This is a genomic window from Pseudoalteromonas sp. RB2-MNA-CIBAN-0110, from assembly GCF_040309305.1.
GTDB classification, from domain to species: Bacteria; Pseudomonadota; Gammaproteobacteria; order Enterobacterales; family Alteromonadaceae; genus Pseudoalteromonas; species Pseudoalteromonas arctica.
In genome coordinates, this window is sequence record NZ_JBEOOQ010000019.1 from 13,879 (window position 1) to 26,180 (window position 12,302).

Genomic DNA, 12,302 nt, shown 5'->3' on the forward strand with positions numbered 1-12,302 from the left:
TTACACCGAAAGTGAGATTAAACAGCTTAAAATTAAGCAGCTTGCTCTTCTTTCTGTACACGTACTGCTTCAATTGTTTTACACAATTTGCCAGCAGACGCTTCTTTCATAGCACTCATTAAGCGTGCAACAGCTTCGTCGTATGTAGGTAATGTAGCAAGCATTGCTGCATCAACAACATTTCCTTCAAAAGCGGCCGTTTTAAGCTCGAATTTCTCATTCTTTTTCGCGAAATCTGAAAAGATACGCGCAGCAGCACCTGGGTGCTCTGATGAGAAAGCGATTAAGCTTGGACCAACAAATGAATCAGAAAGACACTCAAAATCTGTTCCTTCAAGAGCACGTTTTGCTAAAGTGTTACGGACAACTTTCATCCAAACACCATTTGCACGAGCTTCTTTACGAAGGGCAGTGATTGCGCCAACTGTTACACCACGAGAATCTGCAACAACTGCAGATAGAGCACCATTGGCTGCTTCGTTGACTTCAGCAACTATTGCTTTTTTGCCTTGAAGATTTAAAGCCATGGGTGTTACTCCTGGTTTAATGGGGATACCGATTATCGGATTCCCCTGTTCTACTCTTCCCTACCAAACAAGGTAGAGATGCTTTTTACGGCGAGAGCCAGAAGGATTAGGAAAAATCTATCTGGGGTCTACACCGTCTACGTAGGTGAATATTAAGGCCGAAGCCACCTACGGTCTTGGACGGAAGCCCAATTTATCGTTAACCCCGAAGGCTTAACGAAATTATGGACTTCAACCCGAATTCTTTACTTTGCCAATTAATAAATTAATCAACAAAATGGCGCGAAATTATAGTACAAATTTCACGCCATGTAAACACTGATTAAGCTACAGTTGTGCTTAAAGTGTTTTGGTCAACAGAAACGCCTGCGCCCATTGTTGTAGAGATAGTTACTTTCTTCAAGTAAACACCTTTAGCTTGAGAAGGTTTAGCCTTCTTAAGCGCAACAATTAGAGACTCAAGGTTTTGTTGTAATTGCTCTGCAGTGAAATCAACCTTACCAATAGTAGTATGGATGATGCCATTTTTGTCATTACGGTAACGTACTTGACCTGCTTTAGCATTTTTAACTGCTTCTGCAACGTTAGGCGTTACAGTACCAGTTTTAGGGTTTGGCATTAGACCACGTGGGCCTAAGATTTGACCTAGTTGACCAACAACACGCATAGCGTCTGGTGATGCAACAACAACGTCAAAGTTCATCTCGCCTTTTTTAACTAGTTCAGCAAGATCTTCCATGCCTACTAATTCAGCACCGGCTTCTTTTGCAGCTTCTGCATTAGCGCCTTGTGTGAATACAGCAACACGAACGTCACGACCAGTACCGTTAGGTAGTACAGTAGCACCACGAACGTTTTGATCAGATTTACGAGCATCGATACCAAGGTTAACGGCAACGTCAACACTTTCTACGAATTTAGCTGTCGCTAACTCTTTTAAAAGAGCAACTGCTTCATTGATTTCGTAATCTTTTGTTACTTCCACTTTTTCGCGGATAGTACGCATACGTTTAGTTAATTTAGCCATTTCTTAGTCCTCTACGTTCAAGCCCATCGCACGCGCAGAACCTGCGATAGTGCGAACCGCTGCGTCCATATCGGCAGCTGTAAGGTCAGTTCGTTTTGTCTCAACAATTTCTTCAAGTTGAGCACGAGTTACTGTGCCTACTTTATCAGTGTTAGGACGGCCTGAGCCTGACTTGATACCAGCAGCTTTCTTAAGTAAGTAAGCAGCAGGTGGCGTTTTCATGTCGAACGTAAATGAACGGTCACCGTAAACAGAGATCACTACAGGAACTGGAGCGCCTTTTTCGATAGACTCTGTACGTGCGTTAAACGCTTTACAGAATTCCATGATGTTTACACCGTGTTGACCTAGTGCAGGACCTACTGGAGGACTAGGATTAGCCATACCAGCGGCAACTTGTAGCTTGATTAGAGCTTCAACTTTTTTAGCCATTATAAATACCTCATTTGGTGGGTCTCAGCCTTGTGCGCGCGAGGACGCGTACTCTAACGGCTTCCCAGTTTAAAAATTGGTTTCGTACTTTTTGCACAGTAAAAATAAATTTTACCTTAATACAAAAAGGCCGCTGATTATAAGTTAATCAGCGGCCTTTTTCAAGCTTCATGCCAAAATTTAAATAAAAATTAGCGAAGCTTTTTTAATCAATTACTTATCTTGCTCAACTTGACCGAATTCAAGCTCAACTGGCGTAGAACGACCAAAAATAAGTACAGATACTTTTACGCGGCTCTTTTCGTAGTCAACTTCTTCAACTACACCACTGAAATCTGCAAATGGTCCGTCTGTAACGCGAACAACTTCACCTGGTTCAAATAATGTAGCAGGTTTAGGTGCTTCAGCATTTTCTTGAAGGCGATTAAGAATGCGTTCTGCTTCTTTAGGAGTTATTGGAGCAGGACGATCAGACGTTCCACCAATAAAGCCCATTACACGTTCAGTGCTGTTCACTAAGTGCCAGCTTGCGTCATTCATATCCATTTGTACTAATACATAACCTGGAAAGAATTTACGCTCAGATTTACGCTTTTGGCCAGCGCGCATCTCAACAACTTCTTCAGTTGGTACTAGTATCTCACCAAAGCTCGATTCAAGACCTTCGATTTTAATGTGTTCAGTTAACGTTTGAGCTACACGCTTTTCGTAACCAGAAAAGGCTTGTACTACATACCAACGTAACTTAATTTCTTTGTTCTCGTTCTCATCCGACATGGGATCAGATCTCCAATCCAGTTAAAAAGCCTACAGCGCGGAATAAAATGCCATCTAATCCCCAAAGGATAAGTGCCATAATCACTGTTGCAACCATTACAATTAATGTCGTGTGGGTAGTTTCTTGGCGCGTTGGCCAAATAACTTTGCGTACTTCAATTCGAGCTTCTTTAGCGAAAGCAAGAAAGTTACGTCCCTTAAATGTTTGCGAGGCAATTGCTAATCCGGCCGCTATTGCAACAACAACGCCGATAGCACGTAGTAGTACAGATTGATCTGCATACATGTGATTACCAACAACTGCGCCTGCAAGTAGCGCGATTGCTACTAACCACTTTACTGACTCCATCGCACTTGATGGTGTTTCTACATTCGTGCTCATAATATTATTACCTTAACTACAGACACAACAACCCTACACTACGGTAAGGTTAATCCATTAAAATCTAAACTTAAAAACAGACTTAATTTAAACCGGTTTTTAATCTCAGACTACTCAAACCACAAGTAAAACTGGCAGGGGCGGAGAGATTCGAACTCCCAACCATCGGTTTTGGAGACCGCTGTTCTACCAATTGGAACTACGCCCCTGCAAAGTGGATGCCTATTATACTTACGCAGTCCATTAACACAAGCCTAAAAGATACCCACATTGGAAAATCTCGGCATTGCATTAAAAAATCAATCTTAACATTGATTAAAAAGCAGTTTATGATTGTCCAAATTATAGGGACTCACAATTAGATAGGAAGTCTGTGAAAGCAATAAAAACAATCATAAGATATAAAATTATTAGCTTTTTATTATTATTTCATATTAGTTCTTATGCCCTGCCATTGTACTTAGATACATATACAAATGAACAAGGTTTATCACAAAATTCAATTACCTGCAGTACCACTGATGAAAAAGGGTTTCATTGGTTTGCTACCCAAGGTGGCTTAAACCGATTTGATGGGTATGAATTTAAGCACTATAAATTCAATCCTTCACAACCTAGTATTTCGGGAAATTGGATTACGGACTGCCTGAATTTAGGAAACGGCCACATTTGGTTTGCTACAACAAGTAATGGACTTAACTTATTAAATACTGAAACAGGAAGTTTTAGTGTTTTTAACCAGTACTCAACCCCTCCTATTACAAACGAACGTATTTCATCAATTTCTTCTAATTCGCCACAAATCATTTGGATTGGTCACGATAAAGGGCAACTTACTCGTTTAGATACATACACAGGTACTACCGAATTATTTTCTTATCAGGGCACGAATCACTTAAATGTTGTTTTTAAGGATGTGCTTTTTGATGATCAAAAAAACCTTTGGTTAGCAAGTAGTATCGGGCTGATTAAGTTCGATACACAAACACATCGGTTCGAACATATATCTAATAGCCCTGAACAGCTCTGGCAATTAAAAAAAGCAGCAAACGGCAAATTTATTATAGGAGGCAAGACTGGTCTAAGTGTTTTTGACTCAAACACACTCGCATTTTATAACTTTGAGCAACTCAAAAATGTTTGGGTCACAGATATACTTTTTGATGATGAAAAAAAATTATGGGTAAGCACTTATGGTCATGGTCTTTATTACCAAGCTACAGATAATTTATTAAGTAGCGAGTTTCGTCAACTTACTCACTCTCCAGATTTAAAACATGGCTTAGCTAACGATCACCTATTATCACTTTACCAAGACCCTCAAGGCATTATTTGGATTGGTACAGACGGCTATGGATTACATCGCTATGATAAAAGGCAGACTCAGTTTGGTCATCAAAAACATCAAAGCAATAACCCAGTTTCTATCTCGAATGACTTTGTAAGAGCAATACTTAAAGACAGTAACAACTTACTTTGGGTGGGTACGCGCGACGGACTTAACAAACAAACTGACACAGGATTTAAACGCTATAAAACAGAAAAAAATCAAGATATAGGCTTAACTAATAACAATATATTTAGTCTTTATGAAGATGCCAATAAACGCGTATGGATAGGCACATACGGAGGTGGTTTACTGCTTTACAACCCAATTAATGATAACTTTTCGGCTTTTACTGTGCAAAGCCATCAACTCAGTAGTAACCGTATTTATGCAATCGAAGGTGATCTAAGTGGTAATTTATGGCTGGGCAGTAACGAAGGCTTAACGCGATTTAATCCCGATACTTCACAGGTTACAAATTTTAAATACACCGCAGATAAAAATAGTATCTCAAATAATACTGTTTTTAGTATTACTTATGACAGCGACAATAACGCTATATGGACAGGAACCCGCGCAGGGTTAAATAAACTTTCTTTACATGATGAAACATTCACTCATTACCAAAGCGATCTTAAAAAGCCTAATAGTTTAACGCATGACATGGTTACATCCTTGCATTTACAAGATAAAAACACTTTATGGGTAGGTACTTTTGGCGGGCTCAATAAATTAAATATCCAAACAAACAAAGTAATAAACATTACAGAGTTTGATGGCTTACTTAACGATAATATTTTTGCAATTAAACAAGATAGCAGCGGTTACTTGTGGCTAAGCAGCAACCAAGGCCTAACCCGTTACGCTCCTCAAACCCAACAAATACAGCATTTTTTACCCGCAAACGGTATACAGCATCATTCTTTTATTTTAGGTGCCGCTTTTCAAGCAGATGACGGCGAGCTATTTTTTGGTGGTATTAACGGTTTTAATCAATTTGATCCGTTAAAACTAACCCTAGCAACTCAACCCCCAGAACCCGTTATTACAGACTTACTTATTTATAACCAGTCAGTCGCGACGCAGCAATATATAAAAAACAAGACCCAAACGGCTAAGCTTATAAGCTATACAGACAGACTCTTTTTTAAAGAAGAAGATGGTGTTATCGGCTTTAAATTTTCTGCTTTAAACAGTGCAGAGCCCCCTTCTCAATACCAATATGCTTACAAGTTAGCTGGGTTAGATAAGCAGTTTTTATACGCAAACAAAAACCAGAGGCAAGTTAGTTATTCTCAACTTCCCGCTGGAAGCTATCACTTTATTGTAAAAGTTAAAGATCAATACGGTCAATGGAGTGATGATAAAACAATGGTTGCGCTTAAAGTTACTCCACCTTGGTGGAAGAACAATGTTGCCTATGTCACTTACATCATTATCGTATTATTTATAATGTGGTTAATTATAACAGCAAGGTATAGAGCTAACGTTGCAGAGCAAGCAAACTTAAAAGAGAAAGAACTTAGCAACTTAAAAACCCAACTATTAGATAATGTTAGCCATGAACTTAAAACACCATTGAGCTTAATATTAGCGCCACTTGAGAGTTTACAAAAAAGCCATAAGGATTCAGACACCCAACAAAAACTAGCGATGATTCAACGTAATAGCTATAAGCTATTGGATCAAATAAACCAACTTTTACAGCTCAGTCAGCGCCCAAGCACAGCAGTGAAACACGTCACACCCTATGCTATAAAGCCGGTAGTTGAACAATTAATTGAAGATTTCACCCCTTTATTTAAACAAAAAAATATTACGTTCGAGTTTGAAGATTTAACACAAAAAACTATTCCCATTAAATTAGAGCTAAATCATACAATTTCTATTATCAGTAACTTATTGAGTAACGCCCAAAAATACACTCCAAACACTGGCAAAGTATTACTTCAGCTATTAACTCAAAAACAAACATTAATCATCACAGTCTCAGATACTGGTGTTGGTATAGATAAAGAGCACCTTGAAACCGTTTTTCAACGATTCACACGTATAGATACGAGTAATCAAAGCGGTAGCGGTATTGGCTTAGCGCTGGTGAAGCAGCTAGTTGAGCAATATGGAGGAACTATTGAACTTAAAAGTGAATTAAACAAAGGCAGTTGTTTTACTGTTTCACTCCCAACAACTCAAATAGACGAAACCTCTAACCTTACTGCTCTTGCTGTGTCTAAAAACAATAATTTATGTGCAGTAAAAAGTAATAAGATTCTTATTATTGAAGACAACGATGAAATGCGTGATTTAATAACGTCACTATTTATTAGTAGCTTCACGTGTATAAGTGCAGCTAACGGAGAGCTAGGTTTAGCTTTATGTAAAAACGAAATGCCTGACTTGGTAATAAGTGATGTAATGATGCCTGTTATGGATGGCTATCAGTTTATTAAAGCACTGCGCAGCGACACGGCTATTAGCCATATTCCGGTGTTATTACTTTCAGCAAAGGCAGATACGCATAGTAAATTAAAGGGCCTAGACTTACTTGCTGATGACTATTTGAGTAAACCTTTTGAGCCGCAGCTGTTACTCAGCCGCGTTCAAGGATTATTAACGATTAGAGAAGTACTTAATCAACATTTAAAACAACAACTACCTGCTTTATCACAAACAGCCCAGCTCGACCCACAAATGGCGCAAAGTAAAGATTATGTATTTACCGAGCGTGTAAAAACAACAGTAAAAGAGCATTACCAAGACGAAGCATTTAGCGTAGAAGAATTTGCAGCATCGCTCTACCTTAGCCCTCGCGCTTTACAATTAAAAATGAAAGCCTTGTACAACCTAACACCAAGCGATTACATTCGAAATATTCGTTTAGAATTTGCACAAGAGCTTTTAAAAAATAGTGAGCTTGCAATTGGTCTAGTAGCACAGCAAGTTGGCTTTAATTCACAAAGCTACTTTGCCCGGTGCTTTAAAGCAAAATATGATATGTCCCCAAAACAGTTTCGTGAACAATCCTGATAAATTTCGCCTGTGTGACTAAATATTTCGCACCAGTACTATTATTAACCTACTGATTTAACTAAATTAACATGAATTTAAATATTAAAGGAAATGCACCATATTTCCCTTGAGCGTATTAATTAAGGACAGTCATATGTTAAAAGCACCACAAAAACTATTATTAACGGCACTATTAACTACCACTCTGAGCGCTTGTCAAAGCACCTCCACAAATGTTACCTCAGGTCAAAATTCACCAGACATAAACACTGTCGCCCAAGAACAATACAATGGGCCTAAAGCTCGTATTGCTGTTGCACGCTTTACCGACAAATCAAACAACTCAAAATGGTGGCGTAAAGAAATAGGCGACGGTATGGCTGATCAATTAACTACGGCACTCGTATCAACAAATCGCTTTATTGTTTTAGAGCGCCAAGCGCTTGATGCTGTTTTATCAGAACAAGACCTAGCAGCCTCAGGTCGCGTTAGTGCATCATCGGGTGCCGCTTATGGTGAGATTGAAGGCGCTGAAATAGTCGTTATTGCAGCCGTAACTGAATTTGATGACGATAGCTCTGGTGCAAGTGTTGGCAGTGGCGGCTTTATGGGCGATGTATTTAGCTCTGTATCAGCTGGTTTTTCAGGTTCTCATATGGCAATTGACCTACGCCTTATCGACACACGCACATCACGAATTTTAGCAGCAACAAGTGTTGAAGGGGGCAGTAAAGATTTTGACTTTACTGGAGCCGCAACCAACTTTGGTGGCGCACTTGTTGGCGGTAATATTAGTGGATGGTCTGATACCCCTAAAGAAAAAGCCCTTCGTGAAGTTATTATTAAAGCGGTTGAGTTTTTAAAAACTAAAATTCCAGATACTTACTATCGCTATAACAGTAACAACACTTTAGCATCGGGTTACACTGCGCCGCCACCGGCAGCTGTACAAGCAAAAACAGCCAGCAAGAGTGCTGTAACAGTCGATGTACCAACCCATAGAATGCCACATTATGAAAAGATGGATTTAGCAATGTCGCGTCTAAGCTTAGTATGTTTGGGTTACCTAAGAAACCAGCCTGATTACGAAGAATTTGAAACACAGGATGTTGAGTACGATCGTAAAACAGTTATCGCACTTCGTGAGTACCAACAAGACAAAAAACTAAAGGTAACGGGTTTGGCTGATGAAACAACTAAAAAGTCACTTGATGATAGTGGTTGTATTGCTAAAACGAACAAATCAAGCCTCGAAAGTATAGGCAACATGTTTAAGTTTAATTAATGGCTTTGACTTGGGTAGCTAATAAAAAGAGCTACCCAAGTACTCACTATCTAGTTAGCGCCTTTAACAAGTGGCACTCCGTTATTACCTACCGGAATATAAACAGTTGTATGATTAGGTGACTCAGCCATTTTTATTTGTGCATTAATAGCTTCATGTTGAATGTAATTAGCTGTTAGTGTTGCGTTAATGATCTTCTGAGCTTGAGCAATCCCTTTGGCTTCTTCAACCCTAATTTCAGCGTCTTTTTTGGCAATCTCTTTTTGTGTTTCTTTTTCCGATAATAGCTGCTGAGCTGCCAACTTTTTCTCAACTGCATTAGCAACAATATCGGGGTAATTAATATTGCCTACTACAACGTTTGCAAGTTTAAACGGCGTTGTCGATAAATAACTTTGCAGGCGCAGAGTCACTTCCTTCGCAATTTTCTCACGATTTGTTTTAAGCTCGCCACTATCGTATTTTTGTACTGTATCGCGCACATACGTTCTAAAAGTTTCACGTACAAAGCGTTTATACCAATTTTCGGCGCCGTACTGCTCTACCACGGTTTTAACAGAGCCACTCTCAATAGCAATAACAGCATGAAAATCAAATTTAATATTTAAATCATCATTCGCTAAGATTCTAAATGTCTCGGTATATGTATTAGGTCGCATATCGATGTTTACCACTTCATTTCGCAGTAATGACATACCGTAATTAGATGGGCCCTTCATTGTTCCTTGATAACCACCTTCACCAAATACACGCGGCTTTTCGAATACGTAGCCTTCTTCACCTGCGGGTGTGCTTGGGTTAGTACATGCAGTTAATCCAAAACCAACGACTCCTACAACCAATGCACCTTTAAATAGGTTATTAAACAATGTTTGTGTCCCGGAGTTTCTTGCTCTCATCATCTTTCCTTTAATTACTTTTTAATATTGTATAAACGTCACTTAACAAGCTTGAAGCACCAAATCTAAATGTATTTGCTTGCAAATAATCATCACCCATTATTGCGTGTGCTAGCGCTAAATAATCACTGGCATCGGCAACAGTTTTAACACCGCCGGCAGCTTTAAAGCCCACACGTTTATCCGAGTTTTTAATGGCTGTTAGCATAATTTTTGTTGATTCAAGGGTTGCATTAATGGCCACTTTACCCGTACTGGTTTTTACAAAATCGGCACCACCTTCAATTGCCAATTGAGTAGCCTGCGTTATTAGCGCTTTGGTTTTTAGCTCACCGCTTTCTATTATTACTTTTAGTTGCGCGCGCGACCCACATGCTTTTTTACTTTCGCTTACATAGCTAAGTACTGTTTGAACATCGCCCGCTATGAGTTTTTTGTAAGGAATAACCAAATCAATTTCGTCAGCGCCGCGCTCTATTGCAATAAGTGTTTCGTTAATTACATCACTCAGTGGCGCATCACCTGTTGGAAAGTTAGTGACCGTTGCAACTTTTACGTGGTTAAGCTCACGTGCTGCGAGTGCTATTTTTGCATCATCAACAAAGTCGCTATAAACACATACTGCGGCAGGCGTGCCCAGCGTCGGGTTTATACTATCAACAAGCGCTTGAATGCTTTTGGTGGTATCGCTGGTGTTTAAGCTTGTTAAATCCATCAGTGCGACTGCTAATGCGGCATCTTTTTGGTGTTGTGTCATTAGAGCTCCGTTGCTTATGTAATACCAATTTTATTAAAAACATGATCATTTTAGCGTATTAAATAACTCACTAACTACGTTAAAAATTATTTATATAGAACAACTATGTATCATAATTTTAGCCTTGTTATTGAGCTATTTTCTCGTCGCTATAATAGATCACTAATTTAATGCAATTGGTATAAGTACAAAATTTGATATGCCTCCATATTAACAAATTAAACCAAACTCGCTATAGCTCATAACCAAACACTATAAGCTGTTTATTTTACTTGTAACTCGGCGCAATCCCTTGTTAACTAACTCTTAGGCCTAAAAAGCCCACCTATTATAACTTTTGGTTATATCAACTTGGTTTTAATTATTTTTTACTTATTGATAGCCGCTATATTCTGCTTATCAGAATAAAGCGTTTTCTTATATTTGAATTTGTTTAGGGGTCTTATTAACGTGCAGTATTTACCTATCTTTACCAAACTCGACAACAAACCAGTATTGGTTGTTGGCGGTGGAGAGGTCGCATTACGCAAATGTCGCGCGTTTTTAAAAGCGAGAGCGAGCGTTACTTTAGTAGCGCCTTGGTTTTGCGACGAACTAAAAGAACATGCATATAATAATGAAGTAACGCTTATTGATGCTTATTTTGATGAATCGCATCTCGATGGCAAAATGCTTGTTATTGCAGCAACCGACCGCGATGAAGTAAACAACAACGTATTTGAACTTGCCAATGCCCGCAATGTATTTGTAAACGTGGTTGATGACCAACCTAAATGTACGTTTATATTCCCATCCATTGTTGACCGCGATCCAATTACGATTGCTATATCAAGTGCAGGCACAGCGCCGGTACTTGCACGTCGCTTACGCGAAAAGCTCGAAACCCTTATTCCGCATCATATTGGCCCTCTTGCAACACTTGTCGGTGGCTTTAGAGACAAAGTAAAAAAACGCTTTAAACATTTTTCAGACCGCCGCCAATTTTGGGAAGGCGTGTTCGACTCATCTGTCGTGAGTAAAGTGCAAACCGGTGATACTCAAGCCGCACAGCAGCAATTAGAGCAAATGCTAGATGCAAAAGCAGAACCTGAAGGCGAAGTATATGTAGTAGGTGCAGGCCCAGGCGATCCAGAGCTTTTAACACTTAAAGCACTGCAACTTATGCAACAAGCCGATGTGGTTGTATACGACTTTTTAGTGTCTGACGAAATTATGGAATTAGTGCGTCGTGATGCTGACCTTATTTGTGTAGGCAAACGTTTAGGCGATCATAGTGTTGTTCAAGACGACACCAACCAAATGCTGGTCGACCTTGCTAAACAAGGCAAAAAAGTGTGCCGCATTAAAGGTGGCGACCCGTTTATTTATGGTCGTGGTGGCGAAGAAGTACAAGTACTGGCTGCTAACAACGTAAATTATCAAATTGTACCGGGTATTACAGCCGCTGCAGGTTGTAGTGCGTATGCGGGTATTCCGCTTACGCATCGTGACCATGCACAAGCTATTCAATTTGTAACTGGCCACTGTAAAAAAGACGGCCAAGAACTTGATTGGCAATCGCTAGCAAAAGCAAATCAAACGCTTGCTATTTACATGGGCGTAATTAAATCGCCGCACATACAAAGCGAGCTTTTAAAACATGGCCGCAAAGCCGACACACCTGTTGCCATTATCGAAAACGGTACACGCAAAAATCAGCGTGTAGTAACAGGCCAACTAGGCGAACTTGCCGACTTAATCCAGCGCAACAGCATTATATCGCCTGCGCTACTCATTATTGGTGAAGTAGCCGCCCTGCACTCGCAACTAGCGTGGTTTGGGAAAAACGAACAAACAAGCAGCTTTGCACAGCCGCTAACAGATGTATCAAATACATAACC

At 39.6% G+C, this 12,302-nt stretch carries 10 protein-coding genes and 1 tRNA gene; 3 read left to right on the plus strand and 8 right to left on the minus strand.

Annotated features, from left to right (window positions below):
- Positions 1-32 precede the first annotated feature (32 nt).
- The 6 genes from rplJ to AAEY68_RS10905 all read right to left on the minus strand — a co-directional run bounded on the left by rplJ (position 33) and on the right by AAEY68_RS10905 (position 3,354).
- Positions 33-527, minus strand: coding sequence for a 50S ribosomal protein L10 (gene rplJ, locus AAEY68_RS10880; RefSeq protein ID WP_002958881.1), 495 nt, complete (start codon positions 525-527; stop codon positions 33-35).
- 322 nt (positions 528-849) lie between these two features.
- Positions 850-1,554 (minus strand): 50S ribosomal protein L1, encoded by a 705-nt coding sequence (rplA, locus tag AAEY68_RS10885; RefSeq protein WP_007580124.1) that lies wholly within the window; start codon positions 1,552-1,554, stop codon positions 850-852.
- A 3-nt stretch (positions 1,555-1,557) separates the two neighbouring features.
- Positions 1,558-1,986, minus strand: a complete 429-nt coding sequence (rplK, locus tag AAEY68_RS10890; RefSeq protein ID WP_002958879.1) for a 50S ribosomal protein L11 — start codon at positions 1,984-1,986, stop codon at positions 1,558-1,560.
- Between the two features lie 213 nt (positions 1,987-2,199).
- Positions 2,200-2,763, minus strand: coding sequence for a transcription termination/antitermination protein NusG (nusG, locus tag AAEY68_RS10895; protein ID WP_007580122.1), 564 nt, complete (start codon positions 2,761-2,763; stop codon positions 2,200-2,202).
- Between the two features lie 4 nt (positions 2,764-2,767).
- The gene (secE, locus tag AAEY68_RS10900; protein WP_002958877.1) at positions 2,768-3,145 is read right to left on the minus strand and encodes a preprotein translocase subunit SecE; all 378 of its coding nucleotides are present in this window, start codon (positions 3,143-3,145) and stop codon (positions 2,768-2,770) included.
- A 132-nt stretch (positions 3,146-3,277) separates the two neighbouring features.
- Positions 3,278-3,354: transfer RNA gene (locus AAEY68_RS10905), tRNA-Trp, on the minus strand.
- 164 nt (positions 3,355-3,518) lie between these two features.
- Here AAEY68_RS10905 and AAEY68_RS10910 point away from each other — a divergent pair.
- A complete protein-coding gene (locus tag AAEY68_RS10910; protein ID WP_350585913.1) occupies positions 3,519-7,499 on the plus strand; it encodes a hybrid sensor histidine kinase/response regulator transcription factor in 3,981 nt (1,326 codons plus the stop codon).
- A 136-nt stretch (positions 7,500-7,635) separates the two neighbouring features.
- Positions 7,636-8,766, plus strand: a complete 1,131-nt coding sequence (locus tag AAEY68_RS10915) for a CsgG/HfaB family protein (protein ID WP_350585914.1) — start codon at positions 7,636-7,638, stop codon at positions 8,764-8,766.
- Between the two features lie 50 nt (positions 8,767-8,816).
- Here AAEY68_RS10915 and AAEY68_RS10920 read toward each other — a convergent pair whose 3' ends face one another.
- Positions 8,817-9,665 (minus strand): SPFH domain-containing protein, encoded by an 849-nt coding sequence (locus AAEY68_RS10920; protein ID WP_007580116.1) that lies wholly within the window; start codon positions 9,663-9,665, stop codon positions 8,817-8,819.
- A 10-nt stretch (positions 9,666-9,675) separates the two neighbouring features.
- Positions 9,676-10,422 (minus strand): deoxyribose-phosphate aldolase, encoded by a 747-nt coding sequence (gene deoC, locus AAEY68_RS10925; RefSeq protein ID WP_350585915.1) that lies wholly within the window; start codon positions 10,420-10,422, stop codon positions 9,676-9,678.
- Positions 10,423-10,872: 450 nt separating this feature from the next.
- Here deoC and cysG point away from each other — a divergent pair, with 450 nt between their 5' ends.
- Positions 10,873-12,300 (plus strand): siroheme synthase CysG, encoded by a 1,428-nt coding sequence (gene cysG / locus AAEY68_RS10930; RefSeq protein ID WP_350585916.1) that lies wholly within the window; start codon positions 10,873-10,875, stop codon positions 12,298-12,300.
- Positions 12,301-12,302 lie beyond the last annotated feature (2 nt).